Consider the following 21,931-nt stretch of genomic DNA (forward strand, 5'->3'; position numbering starts at 1 on the left):
TAAACGTCGGACGTACCGGAAGGTATGCCCTTCTCCATCAGTTTATGCCCTGCGAGAGCCTGCTCTGCAGAATGCTTTGACCTGACCAGACACGGCTCGAGCCGACCCCCCTCATATGCGGGGGCTCATCTGTAGGCACCCATATGAGGGAATTTCCGATCCCGCCGTCCTGAACCATTCTGCCCTCACGAACCCAACACGCTGGAGGGAAAAATGTTCGTTATCATTCAGGCACATGAGTATCAGAAATACGCTTTCATACTCGACCAGATGTTCCGCCTGCGCAAGAAAGTCTTTGCGGACACCCTTGGCTGGAACGTTCCGGTAATCGGCCCCTTCGAGCGCGACAGCTATGACTCGCTCTGCCCGGCCTATCTCGTCTGGTGCGACGAAACCCGCACCCGCCTTTATGGCGGCATGCGCTTGATGCCGACGACGGGACCGACCCTCCTCTATGACGTCTTCCGCGCAACCTTCCCGCAGGCAGCCAATCTCGTCGCCCCCGGCATCTGGGAAGGCACCCGCATGTGTATCGACGAGGAAGCAATCGCCGACGATTTTCCCGATGTCGATGCCGGCCGCGCCTTCTCCATGCTGCTGCTGGCGCTCTGCGAATGCGCCCTCGATCACGGCATCCACACCATGATCTCCAACTACGAACCCCACCTGAAACGCGTCTACAAGCGCGCCGGCGCCGAGGTCGATGAACTCGGTCGCGCCGACGGCTACGGCAAATATCCGGTCTGCTGCGGCGCCTTCGAAGTTTCCGAACGCGTGCTGGACAGGATGCGTGCATCCCTCGGCATCGATACCCCCCTCTACACCCGCTACGTCCCGACGCGTTCCGTCGTGACGCAATTCCTGGAGATGGCAGCATGAACCGCTTGAGTGAAACCACCGTACAAAAAGATATCGGTGCGTTGGAACGACATATCCTCGCATCCCGCGATATCGCCACGCAGATGGGAGACCCCTTCCTCTCCTATCTCCTCTCGATGGCCCTCTTCACGATCTATGAGAAGAAGGCGCATCAGGAAAACGACCTGCTGAAAAGCAGCTACAATTAACGGCTCCCCCGGGGGCCAGCGGCCGGGCTTGAAGCAGACCTCCCCTTCAGGCTCGGCTGCGCCTCTCGATCTCAGGCGTCTCGCCGGAACATTCGGCTCCCCGGCCGGTTTACGATGATCGAAAAACCAGGGGAGATCGCCATGACGGACCGGAATGAGGACCGTGTGCGCAATCGCGCCTACGCAATCTGGGAAGGGCAAGGCAGGCCGGATGGTGAAGATTTGCGCCATTGGAGCGATGCCGAAGCCGAACTGCCTGGCGAAACGACAAAGGCCAACGAACAACCTCGCGAGCAGATCGAAGAAACCGAAGCCGCGACCAGGGCAACGGGCGACCCCCTCCCGCCGCCGTCGATGGCGAGCCCCGATTGATCGCTAGGGCCTGAGCTACCGCGTCATGGAAGCGATCGCCGAGATCAAGGCTTCGTGCTGATATGGTTTCGGCAGGAAAGCCGTGTTGGCCGGCAGCGACATGGGATCGAGCCACACTAGGCCCGAGGTGATGATGATGCCGATATTCGGCCGCATTGCCCTCACCCGCTTGGCCAGCTGGATGCCGTCCATCGAACCGGCCATGTTGACGTCGGTGAAGAGGACATCGACATCGTCGCGGGTCTTCAGGAGCACCATTGCCTCATCCGCGCTCCCAGCCTCGAGCGCCACGTGCCCCACCTCTTCAAGCACATCCAAGATATTAAACCTGATCAGCGGCTCATCTTCGACGATGAGCACCACGGCACCCTGGGAAGCCACCATTCTGCGATCGCCCTCTTCAGATCTAGCCTGACAGCAGTAAATGTAGCCCGCGTGCGAAGGTTCCAGAGGGCAAACCGGAAATATGCATCGTCCACAGATGCTTGCTCTCATGGCTTGTGACTGTCCCGGATTTGCGTTAAGCGGACAAAAGCCGCGGGTGCCATTGCCCCGGCTGACCGCACCCTGGGTGCCGGGCCTGTAGCTCAATGGTTAGAGCCGGCGGCTCATAACCGCTTGGTTGGGGGTTCGAGTCCCTCCGGGCCCACCATTCAACTTTTAAGTGGTTGATCTTCCTAAAAACTCATTGAATTCAAGACATTCCGTGGAAAATCTGGTACACAATACCGGTACACGATAGGACTTATTCAATGGCAAAAGTTCCTGGTTTGAAGCTGCGCGGGAATACCTACATCTATCGCAAAAGGGTACCGGTCGACCTGGTCGAGTCGATCGGAAAGACCGAAGAAAAAATCTCACTTGGCACGAGTGATTACAAAGTCGCGGTCAAAGAAGCGCACATCCGGGCGGTGCAACTTGACCTCCTTTGGGAGAAGCATCGCGAGGCGATCAAACGAGGTGACAAGGTCAGCTCGAAACCTGTTGTTACCGATGCAGACATGCGCCGGGCAGTGCTCGGCAGCTTCTGGCGGCAGGAGCAAGCTGTCGTCGTGACTAATGATGATGAGGTCCGCGAGCACATCGAACACGAGATCGGCGGCTATCAGGAGAAAGACCCTTCCGCCGAAGCTGCCCTCTTCATCCAAGCAAAAACGATCATCAAGGAAAAGAAGCTGAATATCCCTCTGCCAGCCGATCTCAAGATCGGAGAGCGGGGAGAGCCCTTCACGGTATCACCTGAACTTGTCCGTCTGCTTGAGCTGGTGCGCCGTGCGGATATCGAGCACCTGAAAAGGATGCTTGATAGAATGGATGGTAATCATGGCGACCGGGCGCATGATCCACTCTTTGAGGGCGTCAATTCGGTTTCATCCGCCCCAGCGATCAACGACGGCGTGACGCTCGGCGAGGCCATCATGAGAATGCAGAATGACCCGCTGCGCGCGCAGTTGGTGATACCGCCGATGCGAAATACGTAATGACCTTTCGCGCCATGCGAGAAGTGATCGGCGACGATAGGAAGCTGACTTCGATCACGCGTGCCGAGTGTGCCGCCGCCCAGGAGATGATCGCGGGGTTACCGGCCAACGTTAAAAAGCTGAAGGCCTATGACCAGTGCCAAACCCTACGCGAGATTGTTGAGCTGGCAACCAAGCGCCATGACAAGATGATGTCGTCCACGACGATCACCGTATACACGCATACCATGAGCGCCTTCTTCAATTGGTGCATCAAGAAAGGACTCCTCACAGTAAACCCGGCAACTCGTCTCGCGCCTGGGCGGAGCACCGGTGATGTAACCAAACGCCCGTTCAATATAGCTGAAATGAATACAATCGTTGCCGGCCTTGGCGACTGGTCCGACGGTGGCAAGCTTGCCGGCCGCTGGTGGGTGCCGATGATCGCAATCTACTCCGGCATGCGGATGGGCGAAATAGTCACCCTGGGAGTGGATGACATTGGCGTGCGGGACGGCATCGAATGCTTCATTCTTCGCAAGACGGAAGATCGCAGCCTGAAGACGCCCGGTAGCGAACGCGTGATCCCGATACACCCGGAACTCGTGAAGCTCGGCCTAATGCAACGCGTTGCAAAAATCCGCGATGAGGGCGGCGGGCGCCTGTTCCCCGAACTGCCGGGCGAAACGCAAGATGAGATTTCCGACCTGTTCCAAAAACGCTTTGCCTACTGGCAGAAAAAGACCTTAGGCATTGATGAGAGGGGCGTGTCGTTCCACTCCTTTCGCCACGGCTTCCGCGACGCACTGCGCGAAGCCGGCGTCCCCATCGACAGCACCCGCGCCCTAGGGGGCTGGGCACGGTCAGGTGGCGTAGAGGAACGATACGGTCAGGGAACGCGGCCCTCGACACTTGCAAGATGGATGGCCGAAGTATCTTACGACGGCCTGATCCTTCCATCGGCTGCGACGTCCTAGAATGGAGGCCACAAATCATCCGGTTGCCGAACGAGGTGCGGTGCGGCACTGTCGCTGACCACGATGATAGCAATGTCAACTTCTTGCTCGTCATCCTCGCCGGAGACAACCATACTGCCCTCCATCACGGAATAGTAGGGTATTTGCTTCCTTGCAGTGTAAGTCGCCAGAAAGACGGCTATGCCCATTCCCGCAAGTGTTTCCAGCAACATGTTCAGGTTAGCTTGCTCTTTAATGAACGTACTGTACCCCCATTGGGCTTTTTGCATTGGGTTTAGCCACGGGTCCGGCTTAAAGGTTTCGAACGTCGCCCCGAGCTCCGCGAGCGGTTTTACGTTCTCAAAAACTGGCTCAACATCGAAACTAATTTGAGCCTCAAAACTGCCCATCAGTGCTTCGATGATGCGCCTCCCGGATTTAGCCGGCGGAAGAACAATGTCGTTCCATTTTCTTTCCTTCGGCTCGAAAATCTCTAGTTGAGCCGCACGCAACGTTGTGGGCGGGACTTCGATCGCTTCAGCTATGAAAGCAAGGGTTTCAAGAGCGACCGGGGCCCCACTTTCCGCTCGCTGAATAGTACGTCGATCGACGCTGCTCATCGTTGCGAGCTTTTCCTGGGACCAACCCTTTGCAGTTCTCAACTTGCGCAGCTTTTCACCGTCAATTGCCATTCTAGGCCTCCTTGATTTTGACGGTTCCATAGTCGCACCTCCTATAAAATGCGCCGACGACGCGCGAGCGACTTTAGTGCGACAGTGAGGAGACAGCAATGCGACAGTCGGGCGACAGTCCCGCGACAGTGGGGCGACACTCAAATTGCCGTTGGGCGGTTTAAGCCCCCGCGTATCTGTTCGTTAGTGGCGTTCATGCCCCCTCAGGGGGCAAAGACCTGAGTGAAGGTGGCGAAAACGCTGTCATGAATTGATCCCACGTGAACAATTCGCCACTTCTCGCAGGTCCACATGCGCGGACCTTCTTCGCTTGGGGGCGTGTAATAGAATGCCTGCCACCCTGCACGCTCTTTGAAGAAGGCAATGATAGTCGCCGCCTCTGCGCGGGTGAGGTTTTCGAACGACACCGAGTATTCGGCGTTGATCGGATTGAGGCCGTCGCCGGCCCGCTGCGCATAGCCATTGCCGAACTGCGCCTTGAGGACACGGGCGACCTCGTCGCGGCTGGAGCCGACGGAAATCTCGACGTCGTTCGGTAGAGGTAGGTTGGGTGTGGTCATGGCTTATCGTCCTGCGAGGAGGCCGCCTGCATGACGGAAGATAAGGGGCTTCAGCGATTCCGGAGCGTTCACCTTCACCAGAGCCAGATCGTTCGTGACGTCGATTCTCGGATCGGATGCATCGCCCCTGCCCTTCACCTCGATCCGCTGACATGCCTGGACAACGTGCGCGTTGGTCAGCAACCACCCGTCGGCTGTGACGGCAAACCCAGTCCCCGATGACGTCGGGTTTTCAGCGAGACACGTGGAGGCGAGAATGGCGGAAAAGACCGCGCTTAGAGCTACGCGAGACACGGATGGCATAGTGAAATCCCCAGTTGTCCGAAGACTAGAACTCCGGGCGGGTGTTTTTCAACCATCTCTTGCAGTCAGTCTTAATGAGCGTTGATGTGAACGCACGCGGATGCTCACCTTAATCCCAGTGCAAGGTTCCCCTAGACCTTAAAGGACTCAATGCAGCGGAAGACACCGCCATTTATTGCCGCCCCCACATATTCATGATAGCTTAACTACACTTTCGCGCTTGTAAGCCAGGGATGGCAAGACGGGGGTGCGCGATGAATGTCTTTTGGATCAGCTTCATCTGTTTCGGCCTTGGGATTTCCGCAGCGTCCGCGGGCCCACTGCACGATGCCGCGCGCGAAGGCAATGTCGAGCGCGTCAAACAGCTTGCCGATCAAGGCGCAAACCTCGCTGAACTGGATGATACGGGCGAGCCGGCGCTGCTGATTGCGGCCCTGTCCGGCAAGGCCGATGTCGTCAGCCTTCTTCTTGATCGCGGCTGCGATATCGAAATCCGCAATAAGGGCGGGCTGACGGCCCTGCATGCGGCGGCCTATGGCGGCCATCTCGATATTGTGGAACTGCTGGTGGCGAAAGGCGCCTCCGTCAACGATCACAAGAACTTCTACAGCATGACGCCGCTGCATGCGGCAGCCGAGGAAGGCCATGCCGATGTCGTTGCTTTTCTGCTTGCGCAAAAGGCCGATATCGAGCCGAAGGAAAGAAACGGCTACACGCCGGTGACCCAGGCCGGATGGCGATCGCACTGGGACGCCGTCACTCTATTGTTGAAAGCGGGCGCCGCCTGTCAGGGAGCGGACCTCACGGGTCAGTGGCTCTATGACGAATGCACGAAGCGAAAATGAGCGTGCGCGCCTGAAAACGGGAGCATTGAAATGTCTCACTGGAATGGATTTGTGAAGGCCGCAGCGATAGGCGGCATCGCCGTCCTGCTGCTGGCAAACGAGGCCACAGCGGAAGATTTCGTCAATACGGGCTATTTCGGGGATGTGGCCATCAAGGGTTATGACCCGGTCGCCTATTTCACGGATGATAAAGCTGTGGAAGGGTCGCCGCAATATTCCCATCACTGGCTGGGCGCGACCTGGTATTTCGCCAGCGCCGAGCATCGTGACATGTTCGTCAAGGATCCCGGCAAATATGCCCCGCAATATGGCGGCTACTGCGCCGATGGCGTGTCCTTCGGAACGGTAACCACCAATATCGATCCGAATGCCTGGCGGATCATCGAAGGCAAGCTCTATATCAGCTATGATCCGGGCGCGGCCGATGGACTGGTGAAGAACCCGACGAAAGTGGTCGACTCCCAGAAGCACTGGTCGGAAGTGCAGAACATTCTGATCTCGGAGAAGGCGCAGAAAGACTGGCAGCATCCATCTGCTCAGTAGGTGACAATCACCGGTCAGCGTCGATCGAAAAGAATTTCAGCGCCTGCGGCGTGACATGCACGTATGTCGCGCCGGGCTCCTCGGGAGCGTGATTGCGATAGACATTGCCGCAGACCATCCTGTCGAGGAAATAGCCCGCGAATTTCTCGCAGAGCCAGTCTCCACTGATCTCGACGGTGCCGGTGATATTCGTGTTGGCGCTGCGATAGGCGGTATTGCCGGCCTTGTCGAAGAACTGGACGAATTGCGTGCCGTTGCGGTGTTTGCCGTTCCAGGTCTTGTCACTGATGAGATCGCGCAACTGCTCGCCGGTGACCTGATCAGCCTTCTCGCCCTGAAATCCAAAAGGCCATTCGGGAATTCCCGCTTTCTGCAGCCTGCTCAAATGCAGGTTCAGATCCTCCTTGCGCCAGTAGTCGTAGAGATAGCTGTAATAGGTCAGATTGCTTTCTGGAAAGAGCTCCAGCAGCTTCGTCTTCTCCTGCAGACTGCGTTTCTTATCGCCGTCCTCGATATAGGCTGCAGCCAGGAATTCGCGCGCAGCCTCCGCATTGGGAAGCGCGTCGCGGGCCGCCTCCATCAGTGAGATCGCCCGGTCGTCATCACCGACGATGTAGAAGACGATACCCGCAAGCAATTGGAAGCCGGGAGATGGCGAAGGATCGAAGCGCAGCGCCTTTTCCATTTCGCTGATCGCCTGCTCGCGATTGCCGATGTGAGCGAGCACGAGGGCCAGATTGCCATTGGCTTCAGCATCACTCGGCTGCGCCTGCACGGCACGGTTCGCCGATATCAGCGCCTCCGTCTGGCGACCATCCACCAATTGCAGGAGGGCAAGGACCGTATGCGCCCGCGCATTGTTCGGATCGATCTTCAATGCCTGCCCTGCCGCGTCATAGGCGATCTTGCGGGCCACGGCCGCCGACCAGAGGATATTGTAGTCGTTGCGCCAGACATCGACGGCGATGCGCGCGATACCCGCATGTGCATCGGCAAAATTCGGATCGAGGTCGATCGCCTTCTGATAATAGGACAGCGCCTCGCGGTAGGTCGCGACGTCTCCATAGGTGAGACCCGCCTGCTCGGCGCGCATATAATAGTCGTAGGCCTCGAGATTCTCCGTGGGGATCTGCGCCAGTTGCGTGCGCTCGCCCTCGCTGAGCCTGATGGCAAGTGCTGCGATGATCTTGCTGATGACATCATCCTGGACCGCGAAAAGGTCGGCATATTCGCGGTCGTAGCGCTCGGCCCAGAGGGAAAGGCCGGTCAGCGCATCGATCAGTTTGACATTGATGCGCAATCGCGAGCCCGCGCGCTGCAGCGTGCCTTCAAGGACATAATGGACGCCGAGCTCGGCCGCCACATCCTGTATCTTGCCGCTGTTGTCGCGCACGGCGAAAACGGAGTGTCGCGCGATGACGAAGAGCCCGGAGACTTTCGACAGTTCCGTAATCAGATCATCGGTCAGGCCTTCGGCAAGATGATCGTGCTCGACGTCGCCGCTGACATTGATGAATGGCAACACGGCCACGGAGGGCTTGTCCGGCAAAGGATAGGCAAAGCGCTGGGTCAACGACGGATTTTCGAGCAGCGCCCATGGCTGCCACCACAGCGCCGCTCCGGCCAGAATGAGCAGGACGGCAGCAGCAACCATTGCCGCGATGCGCCGGCGGCTGAGATATTTTCGCAGATTGCTGAACTTCTTGGCTGCCGCCGGATCGAACACGACGCGGTAGACGCGCACGGGTTCGGGGATGCTTTTGACCCTTTGCTCGCCAAGCGAAATGAAACTGACATCGAGCTTCGATTTCACCTGGTCGTAGGCTGGCCCGGAGATCGCGATCCCGCCGGGCTCGGCGAGCACCTGCATACGGTCGGCGAGATTGACGCCATCGCCGTGGATATCGTTCCCCTCGACGATGATGTCACCCAGATTGATGCCGATGCGGAAATCCAGGCGAAAATCGGCCGGAATCTCCGCATTGTGCTTCGCCTTCAGCTTCTGCACGTCCACCGCGCAGCGCATGGCCTCGACCACACTGTGAAATTCGACCAGCAGCCCGTCGCCCATGGTTTTGACCAGCCGCCCGCTATGCTCGGCTATCAGGGGCTCGACAACCTCCCTCATGTCTGCCTGGAAACGCAGACGCGTCCCCTCCTCGTCGACCTGGCTTAAACGGCCATAGCCCACGACATCGGCAATCAGGACGGCTGCAAGGCGGCGCTCCATGTCAGTCTCTTCCCCCGAAAGGACGACAGCGGCATCTTACAGCACCGCTATGGCCGATACCATCGCGGCCATTGACCGGATCTCGAATGCCTTAGGCTGACCGCGATCCCTTCCATGTCATATCACTGTCATATTCTGCATAGGTGGCATGCCAAAATGCCCATTGCCGCGCCACGTTGCGCAAATTATATGCTGCCGGCTAACAAAAATAAGAAAAAGCGAGCTTGCTATGCACTTGATTTTCAAACGCCGCAAAAGCGGCCTTATACGACGGATCGTTAACAGCTTCGATTCTGCCCAGCAGCGCTATCGTGATGCGCGCGAGGCAAGGAAGACCGCGATCCATCCCTCGTTTCTGGACGATTTCGGTATCTGACAACGCGGGCGCTCCATCCTAGGAGCGCTCTGCAATCCCTTTTTGGGCTAGGTTCCATCGCCCTCTCAGGCAGCCTTCTGATCCCGAGATACCATGCCGGTATTCTGCCTGATCTCTCCCTTCTTCAACATGATCCCGCAGGCAAACGCGACGGCGGAGAACACGAAGAAGAACGATTCGCCGATTGCCAACCGGTTGTTGGAGTTGGACAGGATCGTTCCAAGGAAGAATAGCGTCACCGTGCTATAGGCGAGTAGCGCGCTGAGGCTGATCAACTTGGCTCTCCACGCAGCGAAAACGCGACTGTACATGGCCGTTGCCAATATGGCGAAAACGATAATGCCGAACAGCCCGTGACGGACAAGCATTTCGAAATAGCCGTTATGAAGCAGCGTATAGGGCACGCTGGCATAGGTGGTCGAGTTCCAGAGCGTCAGCCAGTGGTTGCCGGCACCAAAGAGAGGCGCCTGGGCAATCACTTCCGAAGCATTTGCCCAGAGCTGCAGCCGTTCACTCATCGACTCCGGCGTATCTTTTGACGCGATCGCAGCAGCGACAGCATTCCATGCGCCATGCGCAGAGATTTCGGTCTCGATCCGTGCGGTGGCCTCGTAGGTCGGGCCGGCAAACCTCCAGATATCATCACCACCGACAAAAAGCGCTGCTGCGATAAGGGCGACGACAACAGCCCCTACCAAGGCGGCCCGGCGTTTATTTGCGTAAAGCAGCAGCGAGGCCAGCATGAGCGGCCCGACGAGGACGAGGCTCAGCCAGACGCCTTTCGCCTTGGAGCCGTAAATATTGAAAAGGCAGAGCGCGATGACGAGTGTCGCGACGGCAACAATCCAGTTGCCGGAACGGCGCGCGAGCTTGCCAGTCTCCCAGGCGTGCAACAGCCAGTAGAAGGCGCCGATCATCAGGAAGCCGCAGCCGATCGCGCCGTGGATCAGATTGTTATGGAAGAGCGGCGAAATACGGTCATCGCCTTCCAGAATCTGCCGGTAGTCGGTGGAGATCAGCAGGGCGGCAAGTGCGATCGGGAAATAGATCGCAAAGACCGTTTCGACATGTTTCCGGCTGGAATAAAGCGCGATGCCAACAGCCGGGAAAAACAGCGGAAAGGCGTAGAGCCAGTCGGACGCGCCCTTTTCACCGTCGACGATCAGGCCGAAGAGGAAGCGCAGCAGCGCGTAGGCGCCCCAGGCAAGGCAGGCATTGGCCAGCCAGTCTCGCTTCAGCAGACCTAAATTCGGCTTGAACCAGACAAAGGTCGTCCCGATCAGCAACAGCGCCGCATAGCGATAGCTATCGCTTTCCAGAATGGGAGCCGAAATCAGCAGCAGCCACAGGATGACGAGGACGGGCTTGAGGCGGGAGGGCGTGGCAATCGGCTCTTCGCTCGCTACCATAGAGAATATTGCACCCTTCTAGCATAATCGGCGGCGCGAAGCAGATACGTGACCGAGCGGCGTATTCCCTTGAATTTCTGCCGTCTGTAGTCGAGCTTCGTCGCAATCGCCGTTTCGTGGCTGTTTAGCCCTAGCTCTATCAGATTGTTCTCGACCGTAAAGGTATTAACCTCGGTCGACCACCCGCGTTCTAATGCCACATCGAAGGGATAGACCATGACGGTCATCGTCCTTCCTGCGGCCCGTGGATGCAGCGGCCGGTGGCATCGCCGAATTTCGTCGTCGCCTTCTTCAGGATGCCTTTGGACTGGTGGTTGAGCAACTTGACCAGTTCCGCTTTCGGAACCGCGGCAAGCGCAGCCTCTGCACGTTCCATCAGATCGGGCTGCGGTTCCACGTCATCTTCCATGATGATCGCTGCATCATGCCGACGTCGAGCGCCAGCGAATCGGCCTTCCGCGAAAGCCCTTCCCATCGGGCGATGGAGCGGTTCAGGTTGATGACATAGGCACCGATTTTCATAAAAGCGAAACTTCAGCATGAGACAGAAATGCGGTTCTTTATAAGTCGAGGCTCAACCGCGGGCAACATCCACACGCCCAGATTACCTACCATGCGTTGATTACCCCCTACACCCTTTAGTCGAAAGCAATCATCATGGTAAAGCAATTCTCATATCGATTCCTGCCGCAATAGCTTCACAATCCACAGACACAAAGCTCGCAGGGACGCAAACAGCCGAGGAACAAACATGGCGCCGAACTACACCAAGACTGCCCTTCTGACAGCCTTTCTGAGCCTGCCGCTCGCGGCATCAGCTCCGCTTCTTGCGCAGGAGAATCGGCCGCGCGAAGCGGTCATCAACGTATCAGGAGAAGGCGAATCGGCATTGGCTCCCGATATGGCCGTCGTCAATCTCGCAGTGGTCAAACAGGCAAAGACAGCCCGTGAAGCGCTCGACGAAAACAACAAGGCGATGAACGAGGTGCTGGCCGCGCTCAAAAAGAGCGGCATTGCCGATCGCGATCTGCAGACCTCGGGCTTTTCGATCCAGCCGCAGTACAATTACCCGCAGCCGGTCGACAACCAGCCGCAGCCGCCGCAGTTGATCGGCTACCAGACCAGCAATTCGGTCACTGTCCGCGTCCGCGACCTGTCCAAACTGGGCGAGATCATCGATCAGTCTGTCACGCTCGGCATCAATCAGGGCGGCGATATCCAGTTCACCAACGACAAGCCGGAAGCAGCCTTGGAGGCAGCCCGCAAAAACGCTGTCGCCAACGCGATCAAGAAAGCGAAGACCTTGAGCGAAGCCGCCGGCGTGAAGGTCGGCCGCATCGTCGAGATCAGCGAGAATGTCATGCGCCCGATGCCGCAGCCGGTCTACCGCGCCGCGATGATGAAGGAAGCCTCCGATGCCGCTGCCGTTCCGGTCCAGGGCGGCGAGAACAGCTACAATGTCACCGTCAGCATGACTTTCGCAATCGAGCAGTAAAGCTCGACAGGGCGCTTCGGCGCCCTGTCCCGACGTGAAAAGCTGCTCAAAAGAAAACCGCCCTTGCTGTCTGCAAGGGCGGTTTTTTATGCGATGGACGATCGTGCGCCTGGTATCAGCGGCGCATGAGCGGGCAACCGCGAACGTTGCCGAAGGTCATCTGGTCGGGGCCGCGGCGGCTCCAGCCCTGTACGACGACACGGCGCGGCGTGACATCGACGACGCGCGTGCGGCGCAGGCCGTAATCCTCGGCGATGTTTTCCGCCATGCGCGGATCGCAGCCGCCACGCGGTGGACGCCCGTAACCCGGCGGACGGCCGTAACCCGGCGGCGGTGGCGGCGGGCGGCGCCAGTCCGGTGGGGGCGGACCACGGTCCGGTTCGCCAATAATGATATTCACCTGTGCTGCAGCCGGCGCAACGGTGCCGGCCAGTGCAGCAGCGGAAAGAAGGGCGGCAAGCCCCGCCTTCGCCAGAAACTGCATCATGAAAAAGATCCTCGTGGTTGATAGCCGCGCGGGCAACTGCCGGAGCCTGTTCCGGAATCACTTACATACAGTTCCGAGAGAAAACGGGTGACGGTGTCGCGGTCAAGGCAAAACGGCCGGAGCTCAAGTTTTCCTGACTCCGGCTGAACGAATTAGCGATACATGAGCGGGCAACCGCGCACATTGGCGAAGGTCATGCGGTCCCAGCCACGGCGGTCACGGCCGGCAATGACGACCCGGCGGGGCGTAATGTTGGAAATACGCACGTCGCGCAGGCCGGAATAACGGGCCTTGCGGATGGCCTGCATCGGCGAGCAGCCGCGAACCGGCGGGCGATGATACTGCGCCTTGACGACGAAATCCGTCTGGGGCGCGGCGAAAGCAACGGAGCCGGCAAACGGGAGGGAACTCAGGGCGAGCAGTGCGGCAAGCGAAGCCTTGGCAAGGAAATGCGACATTGGGGTTGTCTCCTCGTAGTGTTTCCTCGATCTCCCTTTTGGGATTGTCTGGAGACTAAACGCATGAAGCTGAATGCCGCTCGAACCGCCCATTCAGTTGGCATTCACAAGGGTTAATGACCTCACGGACTCAGATGCAACACCACCTCGCGTCGGTGCGGCCGGTCTCGGTGCTCGAAGAGATAGATGCCCTGCCATGTGCCGAGCATCAGCCGGCCGCTGCTGACGGGAACGCTGATCGAAACCTGCGTGAGCGCCGCCTTGATATGCGCCGGCATGTCGTCAGGCCCCTCCGTCGTATGGACGACCCAGCCCATCGACGGATCGGATGACGGCGGCACGAGGCGACGGAAGAAACTGTTGAGATCCGTCTTCACGTCGGCATCGGCATTTTCCTGAATGAGCAGCGAGCAAGAGGTGTGGCGCACAAAGACCGTCAGCAACCCCTCTTCCAAGCCGGACCGGCACACGAAGTCATTGGCCTGATCGGTAAATTCGTAGAGGCCCTGGCCGAGGGTGGAAATCACAAAGGTAGTCTGGGGCAAGGCTGTCTCCGTCGCAGATTGTCTCTGCGAGGTGCCGTGCCTTGCCCTCGAAGTCAATGGCATCGGCTCGATGTTAGAGCCGCAGCAACTCCTCGAAACCGCCATAGATCATGCGCTTGCCGTCAAATGGCATCTTCCACTTGTCGCTGGAAAGGCGCGGATCGGCCATGACCTTGGCATTGACCTCGTCGCGCTGCTGTTTGGATTCGTATAGGATCCAGGAGAAGACCACCACCTCGTCATCCTTGGCCATCACCGCGCGTGGAAATGAGGTCAGCTCGCCATAGGGCACGTCGTTGCCAAGGCATTCGACATATTCGAGCGCGCCGTATTCCTTCCAGATCGATCCGGCATAGGCGGAGAATTCCTTGTAGGCATCGACATTCTCGCGGGGAACGGCGACGATGAAACCATCAACATAGGACATAGCATTTCTCCTCTCGTGTTAACGTCCGAAGGACGCTCGACGCCGGCCACATCCGACATTGCCGCGTCAATTAACGCCCGCGGCCGATGCAACAAGGAGATAAAGCCTAGCCCTGAAGGGTCTTCACCTTCAGAAGGTCGGGGAAAAGCCGCGTCCACAAGAGCACGACGACGATCGTACCGAACCCGCCGACAATGCCGGCCATGAACGGGCCGACCACGCCGGCAAGCATGCCGGATTCGAATTCGCCAAGCTGGTTCGAGGTGCCGATGAAGAGTGAATTCACGGCATTGACGCGGCCGCGCATCTCATCCGGTGTCAGAAGCTGCACGAGAGAGCTTCGTACGACGACGCTGACCGTATCGGAGGCACCGATGACGAGCAGCGCGATGACGGAAAGCGCGATATTGGTCGAGAGCGAGAAGACGATGGTGGCGACACCGAAGACCGCGACCGCCAACATCATCTTCCGGCCGACATCCGATGTGAGGGGCCGACGGGCCAGCACGATGGACATGGCAAGCGCACCGATTGCGGGCGCCGCGCGCAGCAGGCCAAGACCCCACGGGCCGGCATGCAGGATATCGCGCGCAAACATCGGCAGCAGCGCTGTCGCGCCGCCAAGCAGCACCGCGAAGAGATCGAGCGAAATCGTGCCGAGCATCACCGGCCGGCTGCGGATGAAGGAAACGCCGGCGAAGACGGAGGCAAGTGTTACCGGCTCGCGTTTTGAAGGCGTCCACTCCATGCGGATCGAAATCACGTTGAAGCTCGCCACAGCAAAAAGCACGCCTGCAACCGCGAAAGGCGCAACGGGGCTGACGCCATAGAGAAGACCGCCGAGCGACGGGCCGATGATCAGCGCCGTCTGCATCAGCGAGGTCGAAGTGGCAACGGCTCTCTGCAGCATCGAGGCCGGCACGATATTGGGCAGGAGAGCCGCCATGGTGGGCCGCTCGAACGCGACGACGGCGCCCATGATGGTGACCGCGACCAGAATTCCAACCGGCGAAAGCCATTGCTGCCAGGTCGCGATCGCCAGCACCATTGCAGTGATCGCCTCGATCAGCTGGCAGGCGAGCCCGATCCGCCGGCGATCGAACCGGTCGGCGACGTGACCGACGACAAAGGTCAGCACGGCCATCGGCAGGAACTGGCAGAAACCGACGAGGGCGAGCGCGAAGGCGCTGTGTGTCTGATCATAGATCATCCACCCCATGGCGATACCGACGGCCTGGAAAGAAAGCGAGGAGAAGACTCGGGAGGCGGCGAAGTTCAGATAGCCGGGATGGCGCAGAACGCTATCCCGCTCTTTCACTGGTATGTCCATTGTTCAGTCACCGGCCTGCGGCCGAGCCACAGGCACATATAGGAATCTTATAAGAACGGGACGGTGTTCTGCTTGAAAGTGATTTATGTCAACCGGGAATAAGCTCCGGCGCGCAATTGCCGCATCAACGTGGGGGCGGACAGCAGCCGACCATTTGGCACGCGGCAGTATGGAGTTGGTCGCGCATATCGAGCAGCCACATGGTCTCTTCCATGACATCAAGGATTGCCGTACGCAAACCCGGATCGACAAGAGCGAGTAGCTCGTTCTGCGAACTGCCTATGGTCGCTGTGCCGCCGAGAAGCTTCCTCATCTGCTCGACAGAGGGAGCGGTGGAAATCTCGACCCTATCCAGGATGTCCGGAGACGGAATGCCCATCCAGGCAAGTGCGGAAGCGACGAGCACTTTGGAAAGCGCCCGGCACAGAGGACAGGACAATTCCTCGGATGTATTGACGATCTTCCGTTTGAAACAGGCGATTGTCGCCCGGACCTTGCTGTTGACGGCTGCGAACATGCCGACTGCGATCCTGCGGGCAGCGTCGACAGGTCTCAATATGTAGACCCTTTGTCGGCTCCTGAGTGAGGTGGCGGCACTATTTTCCTCATTGAAACCCTGAACAAGAAAATCGCCCCTTCCCGCCAGTATTTCCAGAAGGATCAGAACGTATCCGTCACTGCGAGAAATATCGAATTCAAGATTGAAAGAACCATCGCCGATGCTCTCTACAATCCGGATATCCAATACTTCGGAGCGAAGCTCCACCTGATCCAGTTTCATGAAGCCCCCGGTCTGCAGTATCCTCGCGCGCGGCAAAGATACTGCAACCTGAGAGGGATTCATATTAACCCAATACGCTTACGCATCCGGCGTCATCTTGAACCTGGTGCGTAGATCATAGGTGGAAGTCAAGTTATCCCTTAAAACTGCCCTGCTTCGGGCGACGACAGCTCTTCGATGGAATCGACCCTGTCAGGGTAAAAGGCCATATAGCCCTTGATGTTGGCGACGGCGGGATTGGGCGTCTCATACGTCCAGATCGCATTCTTCGAACGCTCACCGCCAACAGGAATGCTGTAGTAGGAGGCGTCCCCCTTATAGGGGCAATGGCTCTCGTGGTCGGTGCGCTCCAGCAGCGACATGTCCACATCTTTGCGTGGAATATATTGCACCGGCGGATAGGAAGCCTCGCGAAGCGTCAGCGCATCATGCGTATCGGCAATCACTCGGCCACCCAGTTTGACGACGATACGGGAGGGATTGTGTTCGACGGTGATCGGATGGTCCGGCCCGGGAATCTTGATCGGCTTGCCTGACATGGATGTCATCTCCGGATTGAAATCTCTTGGAAAGAGATAGGGTACGCAAGCGACCATCCCAAGGGGTCAGCAGCCCCCTTCTCGTTCTCGAGATTTTATAGGCCTGCAGATGTGTGGTTGAGGGACAGCATCGGCGGCTTCGTGCCGGACTTCGCAGTGATATCGCCAATGATGATGAAAGGGCCGCGGAGGCGTCCACCTCCGCGGCTTATGATCTGCTATCCGCTTACCAGCGGTCGAGGCCGAGCAGCTTGCGGCCGAGCGGCGTCAGCTCGGCGGTCTTGGCATTGTGCTTTTCCCATTCGCGCGGATCGCCGGGGAAGGCATCACGCTTCGGATGGTCGAGTTCCCGCCATAGGCGGATGCGCTCGTCGCGTTCTTCGGCATTGTCGTATTCAGCTGGATGCATGGAGATATATTGCGCCATGCGCACGCGGTTCTCTGCATGGTTCGGGCGAACGCCATGGGCAAGCAGCGAATTGAAGATCATCAGATCGCCCGGCTCCATGTCGATATTGACGACCGAAAGGCCGGTCATATCTGGATGCATCGGATCGCGATCCTCGGGCTGCGTCTTCACCCATTCGTCGAAATGCTCGAAGAGATAGGGAACGCACTGGAAGCCGCCGACATCGCCGTCCTGCTTCTTGAGACTCAGTACGCCCTGCACACCGATCGGTAGCGGCCGGATGGACGTATCGACGTCCCAATGGATGAAGCCGTTCGGATTGCCCTTGACCTTCTTCGGCGGGTTCAGATTGGCGCGGTCGATCGTCACCCACAGGTCTTCGCGGTCCCAGATGTCGACGAAGACATCGTAGACGCGCTTTTCCATGCGGTTATCCCAGAGGGCCTGGTGATTGTAGATCTCCAGCATGCCGGTATTGTTGAGCTCTTTCATCTTGTGCTCACGGCGCTGCGGCGCATACCAGGTGGAAGAAGCGTTCGGATCCTTCTCGTCAAAACGCCAGAGCACTTCCGCAAGCCGCTCGACATTGGCTGCAGGAACGGCCTGGCGAACGATCACATAGCCCTTCGTCGTCCAATGCTGCCAGTCCGCCTCCGAGAGCACGCGCAGCGGCAATCTCTTCCTGATGTCCTTGAGCTGGGTGGTGACCGACGAGGCCGTCGGATGAGCGTCGCGTTTCGCTGCCAGTTGCATGAGATCCTCCCATCGTTTGATCCATCCCTGTGGTTTCAGGCAATAAAGAGAGTGTAGTACACGGGCGCCGGCCATGTTGTGCCAGCTTGGCAAATTATGATACTATTCTGGCGTCAATGGTCTGAAAGGCGCCCGATGAGGCCTTATCTAGAGATATTGCCGCGGCATGCCGACAGCTCCTGGAGCATGCTGAACCGGCGGCTGGATGACGCGATCCCGTTCCAGTGGCACCACCATCCCGAGTTCGAGCTGACGCTGACGCTGAATTCCATTGGCCAACGTTTCATCGGCGACCATACCGGGGAATATGAGGATGGCGACCTCGTGCTGGTCGGCCCAAACCTGCCGCACACCTGGGTATCGCGTGCGAAATACGACGAGGCAAACCCGCATATCGCCCTCGTGCTCTGGTTCCATCCGGACTGGATACAGAAGATGACATCAGGGGCTGTGGAGCTTCGTCCGGTCGAGTCCATGCTTGCCCGCGCAGATCGCGGCCTGCACTTCTCGAAGGAGGCCGCCGAAGCCGTCCGCAACGATATCGAGGCGATCTTCGCAAAGCCGCCTGCCGAACGGCTGCTCTCGCTCTTCGACATTCTCGGCTCCATCGCCGGCGACCGGCAGGCATCTGCGCTGGCCAGCACACCCGGCCAAAGCCGGGAATTGCAGGAGAGCCGTGAGCGCATCGACCGGGTACTCACCCACCTGCATCTGAATTATGCTCGCACGATCGCACTGGAAGAGCTCGCCGATATAGCCGCACTCAGCGTCTCCGGCCTGCACCGGCTCTTCCGCCGCCACACTGGTACGACCGTCTCCGACTATCTGATCCGTATGCGCATCGGTGATGCTTGCGCGCGCCTTTCGGCCACGGTCCAGCCCGTCGGCCATATCGCCGATGCGGTCGGCTATAGTTCGCTTGCCAATTTCAACAGGCAGTTCAGAACGCAAACCGGAATGACGCCGCGGGAATATCGCAACGTCTTCCGCCGCGCCTAAGCTTTCACGTTTCGGCGTAGGCTGGCGAAACCAAGCCCGATGACGGCTGCGAGCACACAGGCGATCCCGAATATCTGGTTGAGGCCGATCGCTTCCCCCAGGAAAAGGAAGGCGAAGATGACGGCGGATACCGGCGCTACGGCGGTAAACAGGGACGCCTCTGCACCGCTGACGCGCTCCGCCCCCGCATACCAGAGCAGGAAGCCGCCGACTGTCGGTACCAGCGCATAATAGACCACGGCAAGGATGGCGGACCGCAAACCGATGCCGATATCATGATACTCGAACAGAGCCGGTACGGCTGCGACCATAAAACCGATCGCCGTCATCAATGCCGACTGCGTCAGCGGCGGAATGGCCGTACCAAGCCGCTTGTTCAACAGAATGAACAGCCCTTCGCAGATGACGGCCCAGAAAATCATGATATCACCGACAAGAGACCCTCGCCCGGCCGCCGGCGAAAAGGCGATGGAAAAGACACCCGCAGCCGCAAGCCCGATCGCCAGCAGCAGGAAACGATGCGGCCTCTCGCCAAGCAGGAGGATGGAGATCACCGCGGAGACGACCGGCAGCGTGCCGATGATGACACCGGCATTGGCCGCCGATGTCAGCGACAGGCCTGAAATCAGCAAGGTCGTGTAACCGACGCTCCCGGCCCCCGCCTGTGTGACGAGGATCAGCCAGTCCCGCCCGGAGAGCCGCGGCAGCCGCGATCCCGTCCAGCACATGAGGAAAAGGAAGAAGGGAAAAGCCACGGCAAAACGTAGCGCCGTCGCCGTAAAAGGCGGCAGGCCCGAGGTAATGACCTTACTGGCGATGACAGTGCTGCCAACCGTCACCATGGCCAGCGTGAGATAGATATAACCCTGAAATTCCCTGCTCATCTGCCGCTCCCTTCGAGATGAAGCAAACAAACAGGTTGGACAGCGCGGGGTCTTGAAGGAAATTGCAGGAGATCAGGAACGGCCGCGCGCATAAGCGCCGGGTGTCAGGCCATAGCGGGAAACGAAGGCGCGTGTCATATGGCTCTGGTCGGCAAAGCCGCTTTCGGCAGCAGCCTCCGCCAGCGACTTACCACCGGCGATCAGCCGCCGGGCAAGATGCACGCGAGCCTGAACGAGATAGGCATGCGGCGTAAAACCCGTCGCCCGTGCAAAAGCGCGCAGCACCTGAAACCGGCTGAGGCCGCTGTCCCCTGCCAGATCGGAAAGCGAAATCTCGGCCGCCGGATCGTCATCGATCATGCTGCGGGCGTGAACAATGGCATGCGGTGCCGTTGCCGGCTCCTCCCGCATCGCCGTTTCCCGCAGGGCATCGGCAATGACCGACAACAGCAGTTCCTCGCAGCGCATTCGTTCCTCGTTGCCGGTCACGGCAGAAAACAGCGCGCGAAATCGTTCGGCGAGCAACCTGTCGTGAATGACGGGGTGCGGAATCTCCGAGCGGCCGATCCCGCCTTGTGCAACCTCGCGCGCAAGACCCTCCATCATGGCAGGATCGAAATAGAGAATGCTCCAGGAGCGCGCCTCGCCGATCGGCGTTCCGTCATGAACCTCATTCGGATTGACGGTGATGAGATCGCCGGCCTCCGCCTCGACTATGCCGCGTCCGCTCAGCGATTTCTGCGCACCGGAAAAGATGAGGCCAATGCCGAACTGCTCATGCGTATGGCGCGCGAAACGATGGCCTGATGTCGCCACCACTGCTTCAACGCCCGGCACGGACGAACGCAGCATCCTGAACTGGCTGGTGGCCATGGCAATCTCCTTCGCGGCCGATTTTGCCAGCCGGCAGCAAGCCGGGCAAGCGCTGAAGCAGGTCCAGCAAGAGTGCGCAGCGGTTTTGCGTCAGGAATTGCGCCAAATCAAAGAGTTCTAAAAGAACTCATCCAGGAGCTGATAATAGTCCAGCTTCACGGGATCGATGATCGACAGGCCGTAAGCATTGAGAAACAGCCGCACGAACTCCTCGCCGAAATTATAGGCGATGCTGTGGCAGGCAAGCGCGACATCCTGATAGCGGTCGGCGACGCCAAGGCGGCAGCAATCGATATAACCGGCAAACCGCCCGTCTGCGACCATGAAGTTCGGCAGGCAGGCATCGCCATGCGCAACAACGAGATTTTCGCTTTCGGGCCGCAGCCGCTGCAATTCGCTGAAGAGGAAGAAGGCGCTTTTGCCGAGCCGTATCTCGTCGAAATCCGTCTCGTCGACGACGCCGGCTCGCATGCGCGCTTCAGCGACCGCGAGGCGCTTCTCCAGACGATGATCGAACGGACAGGCGCTGATATCGACGTTATGGAGAGTGCTGAGCGCAGAGGCGAAGATCCCGACGCGCTCTTCCGGCAACAGCGTCGCGGCACTGACGAGATCCGCACCCGGCAGCTCCGTCATCAGGAGAAAACTGCGTTCGCCATCGCTCTCATGGGCGATGACCTCGGGGCAATAGAGGCCTTGGCCACGAAGCCAGACAAGCCTCTCGGCCTCATCGGCAAGCTCGCAAAACGGCCCCGCCTCCTCGACCTTCAGGTAAAGCCCGGGACGCCTCTCGCCTTCCAATCGGAAAACGCAAGCCGAGGAACGGCCAAGCGCGTCCCGCCGCCATTCAAAGCCACCAAGATGGCTCCGGAGCGAAACCGGAAGTCTGCCATCCTCTTGAAGCGGAACGACCATGACGATCCTGTGATGGGAAGAGGCTCTGCCCGAGAGCTCCGTGTGGGCGCCTTAGTGGAAGGTTTCGGCCGGCGCGCTTTCCAGCAGAATTTCGAAAGCTTCTTCCAGAGCGGCGACCAGAATATCGGTCAGCTCGTCTGCCTTGTTTTCCAGAAACATCAGGCTGACGGCTTCTTCCTGGCGCTCGAAGAAGTGCTCGATCTCGTTCGACATATCATTCGTC

The 21,931-nt window shown here is 58.9% G+C and carries 31 protein-coding genes, 1 tRNA gene and 1 pseudogene; 11 read left to right on the plus strand and 22 right to left on the minus strand.

All coding sequences use genetic code 11. The features are described 5' to 3' along the window. Positions 1–213: 213 nt before the first annotated feature. From AB8B33_RS15000 to AB8B33_RS15010, 3 genes are all read left to right on the plus strand, one after another. Positions 214–879 carry an acyl-homoserine-lactone synthase gene (locus tag AB8B33_RS15000; protein ID WP_113324525.1) on the plus strand — a complete coding sequence of 222 codons (666 nt, stop codon included), beginning with the start codon at positions 214–216 and terminating at the stop codon, positions 877–879. Continuing rightward, complete coding sequence (locus AB8B33_RS15005; protein ID WP_007824152.1) at positions 876–1,067, plus strand: hypothetical protein; 192 nt, start codon at positions 876–878, stop codon at positions 1,065–1,067. The genes AB8B33_RS15000 and AB8B33_RS15005 overlap by 4 nt, the downstream gene beginning before the upstream one ends. 141 nt (positions 1,068–1,208) lie before the next feature. Then, positions 1,209–1,439, plus strand: coding sequence for a DUF2934 domain-containing protein (locus AB8B33_RS15010; RefSeq protein WP_439015978.1), 231 nt, complete (start codon positions 1,209–1,211; stop codon positions 1,437–1,439). A gap of 15 nt (positions 1,440–1,454) precedes the next feature. Here AB8B33_RS15010 and AB8B33_RS15015 read toward each other — a convergent pair whose 3' ends face one another. Further along, complete coding sequence (locus AB8B33_RS15015; RefSeq protein WP_439015979.1) at positions 1,455–1,823, minus strand: response regulator; 369 nt, start codon at positions 1,821–1,823, stop codon at positions 1,455–1,457. 192 nt (positions 1,824–2,015) lie between these two features. Here AB8B33_RS15015 and AB8B33_RS15020 point away from each other — a divergent pair. The 3 genes from AB8B33_RS15020 (at position 2,016) to AB8B33_RS15030 (ending at position 3,876) form a co-directional block, all read left to right on the plus strand. Continuing rightward, positions 2,016–2,091, plus strand: a tRNA-Ile gene (locus AB8B33_RS15020). 100 nt (positions 2,092–2,191) lie between these two features. After that, positions 2,192–2,920: a DUF6538 domain-containing protein gene (locus AB8B33_RS15025; protein WP_439015980.1), complete on the plus strand. Its 729-nt coding sequence runs from the start codon at positions 2,192–2,194 to the stop codon at positions 2,918–2,920. Further along, positions 2,920–3,876 carry a site-specific integrase gene (locus AB8B33_RS15030; protein WP_439015981.1) on the plus strand — a complete coding sequence of 319 codons (957 nt, stop codon included), beginning with the start codon at positions 2,920–2,922 and terminating at the stop codon, positions 3,874–3,876. The genes AB8B33_RS15025 and AB8B33_RS15030 overlap by 1 nt, the downstream gene beginning before the upstream one ends. Here AB8B33_RS15030 and AB8B33_RS15035 read toward each other — a convergent pair. The 3 genes and pseudogenes from AB8B33_RS15035 to AB8B33_RS15045 all read right to left on the minus strand — a co-directional run. Then, complete coding sequence (locus AB8B33_RS15035) at positions 3,873–4,547, minus strand: helix-turn-helix domain-containing protein (protein ID WP_439015982.1); 675 nt, start codon at positions 4,545–4,547, stop codon at positions 3,873–3,875. The genes AB8B33_RS15030 and AB8B33_RS15035 overlap by 4 nt on opposite strands. A 203-nt stretch (positions 4,548–4,750) precedes the next feature. Next, positions 4,751–5,107 carry a phage tail protein gene (locus AB8B33_RS15040; protein WP_439015983.1) on the minus strand — a complete coding sequence of 119 codons (357 nt, stop codon included), beginning with the start codon at positions 5,105–5,107 and terminating at the stop codon, positions 4,751–4,753. Positions 5,108–5,134: 27 nt separating this feature from the next. Next, positions 5,135–5,410 (minus strand): annotated as a pseudogene (locus AB8B33_RS15045) (trypsin-like peptidase domain-containing protein); the annotation flags it as partial. Positions 5,411–5,664: 254 nt separating this feature from the next. Between AB8B33_RS15045 and AB8B33_RS15050 the strand changes: the two are divergent. Beyond that, positions 5,665–6,255, plus strand: a complete 591-nt coding sequence (locus AB8B33_RS15050) for an ankyrin repeat domain-containing protein (RefSeq protein ID WP_439015984.1) — start codon at positions 5,665–5,667, stop codon at positions 6,253–6,255. A gap of 30 nt (positions 6,256–6,285) precedes the next feature. Continuing rightward, positions 6,286–6,798: a YHS domain-containing (seleno)protein gene (locus tag AB8B33_RS15055; protein WP_439015985.1), complete on the plus strand. Its 513-nt coding sequence runs from the start codon at positions 6,286–6,288 to the stop codon at positions 6,796–6,798. A 7-nt stretch (positions 6,799–6,805) separates the two neighbouring features. On the opposite strand, the gene AB8B33_RS15060 is transcribed toward AB8B33_RS15055, so the two are convergent. From AB8B33_RS15060 to AB8B33_RS15085, 6 genes are all read right to left on the minus strand, one after another. Beyond that, entirely contained in the window at positions 6,806–9,028 is a 2,223-nt protein-coding gene (locus AB8B33_RS15060) for an adenylate/guanylate cyclase domain-containing protein (protein WP_439015986.1), read from the minus strand. Positions 9,029–9,227: 199 nt separating this feature from the next. Next, positions 9,228–9,407: a hypothetical protein gene (locus AB8B33_RS15065; protein WP_162748099.1), complete on the minus strand. Its 180-nt coding sequence runs from the start codon at positions 9,405–9,407 to the stop codon at positions 9,228–9,230. Positions 9,408–9,469: 62 nt separating this feature from the next. Next, entirely contained in the window at positions 9,470–10,813 is a 1,344-nt protein-coding gene (locus AB8B33_RS15070; protein ID WP_113324517.1) for an O-antigen ligase family protein, read from the minus strand. Then, positions 10,807–11,040 carry a hypothetical protein gene (locus AB8B33_RS15075; protein WP_439015987.1) on the minus strand — a complete coding sequence of 78 codons (234 nt, stop codon included), beginning with the start codon at positions 11,038–11,040 and terminating at the stop codon, positions 10,807–10,809. The genes AB8B33_RS15070 and AB8B33_RS15075 overlap by 7 nt, the downstream gene beginning before the upstream one ends. Then, complete coding sequence (locus tag AB8B33_RS15080; protein ID WP_439015988.1) at positions 11,037–11,210, minus strand: hypothetical protein; 174 nt, start codon at positions 11,208–11,210, stop codon at positions 11,037–11,039. Before AB8B33_RS15080 ends, AB8B33_RS15075 begins: the two co-directional genes overlap by 4 nt. Beyond that, entirely contained in the window at positions 11,189–11,335 is a 147-nt protein-coding gene (locus AB8B33_RS15085; RefSeq protein ID WP_439015989.1) for a hypothetical protein, read from the minus strand. Before AB8B33_RS15085 ends, AB8B33_RS15080 begins: the two co-directional genes overlap by 22 nt. A gap of 229 nt (positions 11,336–11,564) precedes the next feature. Here AB8B33_RS15085 and AB8B33_RS15090 point away from each other — a divergent pair, with 229 nt between their 5' ends. Further along, a complete protein-coding gene (locus tag AB8B33_RS15090; RefSeq protein ID WP_113324516.1) occupies positions 11,565–12,308 on the plus strand; it encodes an SIMPL domain-containing protein in 744 nt (247 codons plus the stop codon). A gap of 115 nt (positions 12,309–12,423) precedes the next feature. Here AB8B33_RS15090 and AB8B33_RS15095 read toward each other — a convergent pair whose 3' ends face one another. From AB8B33_RS15095 to AB8B33_RS15130, 8 genes are all read right to left on the minus strand, one after another. Continuing rightward, the gene (locus tag AB8B33_RS15095) at positions 12,424–12,795 is read right to left on the minus strand and encodes a hypothetical protein (RefSeq protein ID WP_113324515.1); all 372 of its coding nucleotides are present in this window, start codon (positions 12,793–12,795) and stop codon (positions 12,424–12,426) included. Positions 12,796–12,947: 152 nt separating this feature from the next. Beyond that, positions 12,948–13,253, minus strand: a complete 306-nt coding sequence (locus tag AB8B33_RS15100) for a hypothetical protein (protein WP_439015990.1) — start codon at positions 13,251–13,253, stop codon at positions 12,948–12,950. Between the two features lie 122 nt (positions 13,254–13,375). Continuing rightward, positions 13,376–13,798 (minus strand): secondary thiamine-phosphate synthase enzyme YjbQ, encoded by a 423-nt coding sequence (locus AB8B33_RS15105; RefSeq protein ID WP_439015991.1) that lies wholly within the window; start codon positions 13,796–13,798, stop codon positions 13,376–13,378. Positions 13,799–13,871: 73 nt separating this feature from the next. Next, positions 13,872–14,225 (minus strand): DUF1428 domain-containing protein, encoded by a 354-nt coding sequence (locus AB8B33_RS15110; protein ID WP_113324512.1) that lies wholly within the window; start codon positions 14,223–14,225, stop codon positions 13,872–13,874. A 106-nt stretch (positions 14,226–14,331) separates the two neighbouring features. Then, on the minus strand, positions 14,332–15,555 hold the full coding sequence (locus tag AB8B33_RS15115) for an MFS transporter (protein WP_439015992.1): 1,224 nt from the start codon (positions 15,553–15,555) through the stop codon (positions 14,332–14,334). A 124-nt stretch (positions 15,556–15,679) separates the two neighbouring features. After that, positions 15,680–16,336 carry a hypothetical protein gene (locus AB8B33_RS15120; protein ID WP_439015993.1) on the minus strand — a complete coding sequence of 219 codons (657 nt, stop codon included), beginning with the start codon at positions 16,334–16,336 and terminating at the stop codon, positions 15,680–15,682. Between the two features lie 140 nt (positions 16,337–16,476). Further along, on the minus strand, positions 16,477–16,875 hold the full coding sequence (locus AB8B33_RS15125; RefSeq protein ID WP_007824207.1) for a DUF427 domain-containing protein: 399 nt from the start codon (positions 16,873–16,875) through the stop codon (positions 16,477–16,479). A 226-nt stretch (positions 16,876–17,101) separates the two neighbouring features. Further along, on the minus strand, positions 17,102–18,037 hold the full coding sequence (locus AB8B33_RS15130) for a phytanoyl-CoA dioxygenase family protein (protein ID WP_439015994.1): 936 nt from the start codon (positions 18,035–18,037) through the stop codon (positions 17,102–17,104). A gap of 135 nt (positions 18,038–18,172) precedes the next feature. On the opposite strand from AB8B33_RS15130, the gene AB8B33_RS15135 reads away from it, so the two are divergent. After that, the gene (locus tag AB8B33_RS15135; protein WP_439015995.1) at positions 18,173–19,036 is read left to right on the plus strand and encodes a helix-turn-helix domain-containing protein; all 864 of its coding nucleotides are present in this window, start codon (positions 18,173–18,175) and stop codon (positions 19,034–19,036) included. Here AB8B33_RS15135 and AB8B33_RS15140 read toward each other — a convergent pair. Together AB8B33_RS15140 and AB8B33_RS15145 are read right to left on the minus strand one after the other, a co-directional pair. Continuing rightward, positions 19,033–19,920, minus strand: coding sequence for a DMT family transporter (locus tag AB8B33_RS15140; protein ID WP_439015996.1), 888 nt, complete (start codon positions 19,918–19,920; stop codon positions 19,033–19,035). The genes AB8B33_RS15135 and AB8B33_RS15140 overlap by 4 nt on opposite strands. Positions 19,921–19,992: 72 nt before the next feature. After that, positions 19,993–20,793 carry an AraC family ligand binding domain-containing protein gene (locus AB8B33_RS15145; RefSeq protein WP_439015997.1) on the minus strand — a complete coding sequence of 267 codons (801 nt, stop codon included), beginning with the start codon at positions 20,791–20,793 and terminating at the stop codon, positions 19,993–19,995. Between AB8B33_RS15145 and AB8B33_RS15150 the strand changes: the two genes are divergently transcribed. Next, positions 20,792–20,914 (plus strand): hypothetical protein, encoded by a 123-nt coding sequence (locus AB8B33_RS15150; RefSeq protein ID WP_439015999.1) that lies wholly within the window; start codon positions 20,792–20,794, stop codon positions 20,912–20,914. The genes AB8B33_RS15145 and AB8B33_RS15150 overlap by 2 nt on opposite strands. Here AB8B33_RS15150 and AB8B33_RS15155 read toward each other — a convergent pair. Together AB8B33_RS15155 and AB8B33_RS15160 are read right to left on the minus strand one after the other, a co-directional pair. After that, entirely contained in the window at positions 20,911–21,708 is a 798-nt protein-coding gene (locus tag AB8B33_RS15155) for an APH(3') family aminoglycoside O-phosphotransferase (protein ID WP_439016000.1), read from the minus strand. The genes AB8B33_RS15150 and AB8B33_RS15155 overlap by 4 nt on opposite strands. 51 nt (positions 21,709–21,759) lie before the next feature. Then, positions 21,760–21,921, minus strand: coding sequence for a hypothetical protein (locus AB8B33_RS15160; RefSeq protein ID WP_183740999.1), 162 nt, complete (start codon positions 21,919–21,921; stop codon positions 21,760–21,762). Positions 21,922–21,931: the final 10 nt, after the last annotated feature.

The sequence above is a fragment of the Rhizobium sp. 768_B6_N1_8 genome, assembly GCF_051811225.1.
Taxonomy (GTDB): Bacteria; Pseudomonadota; Alphaproteobacteria; order Rhizobiales; family Rhizobiaceae; genus Rhizobium.

What these genes read in the sequence shown, in the direction of transcription:
- AB8B33_RS15000 (WP_113324525.1), top strand. Translation starts at nt 214, where the DNA reads ATGTTCGTTATCATTCAGGCACATGAGTATCAGAAATACGCTTTCATA.
- AB8B33_RS15005 (WP_007824152.1), top strand. Translation starts at nt 876, where the DNA reads ATGAACCGCTTGAGTGAAACCACCGTACAAAAAGATATCGGTGCGTTG.
- AB8B33_RS15010 (WP_439015978.1), top strand. Translation starts at nt 1,209, where the DNA reads ATGACGGACCGGAATGAGGACCGTGTGCGCAATCGCGCCTACGCAATC.
- AB8B33_RS15015 (WP_439015979.1), bottom strand. Translation starts at nt 1,823, where the DNA reads ATGGTGGCTTCCCAGGGTGCCGTGGTGCTCATCGTCGAAGATGAGCCG.
- AB8B33_RS15025 (WP_439015980.1), top strand. Translation starts at nt 2,192, where the DNA reads ATGGCAAAAGTTCCTGGTTTGAAGCTGCGCGGGAATACCTACATCTAT.
- AB8B33_RS15030 (WP_439015981.1), top strand. Translation starts at nt 2,920, where the DNA reads ATGACCTTTCGCGCCATGCGAGAAGTGATCGGCGACGATAGGAAGCTG.
- AB8B33_RS15035 (WP_439015982.1), bottom strand. Translation starts at nt 4,547, where the DNA reads ATGGCAATTGACGGTGAAAAGCTGCGCAAGTTGAGAACTGCAAAGGGT.
- AB8B33_RS15040 (WP_439015983.1), bottom strand. Translation starts at nt 5,107, where the DNA reads ATGACCACACCCAACCTACCTCTACCGAACGACGTCGAGATTTCCGTC.
- AB8B33_RS15050 (WP_439015984.1), top strand. Translation starts at nt 5,665, where the DNA reads ATGAATGTCTTTTGGATCAGCTTCATCTGTTTCGGCCTTGGGATTTCC.
- AB8B33_RS15055 (WP_439015985.1), top strand. Translation starts at nt 6,286, where the DNA reads ATGTCTCACTGGAATGGATTTGTGAAGGCCGCAGCGATAGGCGGCATC.
- AB8B33_RS15060 (WP_439015986.1), bottom strand. Translation starts at nt 9,028, where the DNA reads ATGGAGCGCCGCCTTGCAGCCGTCCTGATTGCCGATGTCGTGGGCTAT.
- AB8B33_RS15070 (WP_113324517.1), bottom strand. Translation starts at nt 10,813, where the DNA reads ATGGTAGCGAGCGAAGAGCCGATTGCCACGCCCTCCCGCCTCAAGCCC.
- AB8B33_RS15075 (WP_439015987.1), bottom strand. Translation starts at nt 11,040, where the DNA reads ATGACCGTCATGGTCTATCCCTTCGATGTGGCATTAGAACGCGGGTGG.
- AB8B33_RS15085 (WP_439015989.1), bottom strand. Translation starts at nt 11,335, where the DNA reads ATGAAAATCGGTGCCTATGTCATCAACCTGAACCGCTCCATCGCCCGA.
- AB8B33_RS15090 (WP_113324516.1), top strand. Translation starts at nt 11,565, where the DNA reads ATGGCGCCGAACTACACCAAGACTGCCCTTCTGACAGCCTTTCTGAGC.
- AB8B33_RS15095 (WP_113324515.1), bottom strand. Translation starts at nt 12,795, where the DNA reads ATGATGCAGTTTCTGGCGAAGGCGGGGCTTGCCGCCCTTCTTTCCGCT.
- AB8B33_RS15100 (WP_439015990.1), bottom strand. Translation starts at nt 13,253, where the DNA reads ATGTCGCATTTCCTTGCCAAGGCTTCGCTTGCCGCACTGCTCGCCCTG.
- AB8B33_RS15110 (WP_113324512.1), bottom strand. Translation starts at nt 14,225, where the DNA reads ATGTCCTATGTTGATGGTTTCATCGTCGCCGTTCCCCGCGAGAATGTC.
- AB8B33_RS15115 (WP_439015992.1), bottom strand. Translation starts at nt 15,555, where the DNA reads ATGGACATACCAGTGAAAGAGCGGGATAGCGTTCTGCGCCATCCCGGC.
- AB8B33_RS15120 (WP_439015993.1), bottom strand. Translation starts at nt 16,336, where the DNA reads ATGAAACTGGATCAGGTGGAGCTTCGCTCCGAAGTATTGGATATCCGG.
- AB8B33_RS15125 (WP_007824207.1), bottom strand. Translation starts at nt 16,875, where the DNA reads ATGTCAGGCAAGCCGATCAAGATTCCCGGGCCGGACCATCCGATCACC.
- AB8B33_RS15130 (WP_439015994.1), bottom strand. Translation starts at nt 18,037, where the DNA reads ATGCAACTGGCAGCGAAACGCGACGCTCATCCGACGGCCTCGTCGGTC.
- AB8B33_RS15135 (WP_439015995.1), top strand. Translation starts at nt 18,173, where the DNA reads ATGAGGCCTTATCTAGAGATATTGCCGCGGCATGCCGACAGCTCCTGG.
- AB8B33_RS15140 (WP_439015996.1), bottom strand. Translation starts at nt 19,920, where the DNA reads ATGAGCAGGGAATTTCAGGGTTATATCTATCTCACGCTGGCCATGGTG.
- AB8B33_RS15150 (WP_439015999.1), top strand. Translation starts at nt 20,792, where the DNA reads ATGGCAATCTCCTTCGCGGCCGATTTTGCCAGCCGGCAGCAAGCCGGG.
- AB8B33_RS15145 (WP_439015997.1), bottom strand. Translation starts at nt 20,793, where the DNA reads ATGGCCACCAGCCAGTTCAGGATGCTGCGTTCGTCCGTGCCGGGCGTT.
- AB8B33_RS15155 (WP_439016000.1), bottom strand. Translation starts at nt 21,708, where the DNA reads ATGGTCGTTCCGCTTCAAGAGGATGGCAGACTTCCGGTTTCGCTCCGG.
- AB8B33_RS15160 (WP_183740999.1), bottom strand. Translation starts at nt 21,921, where the DNA reads ATGTCGAACGAGATCGAGCACTTCTTCGAGCGCCAGGAAGAAGCCGTC.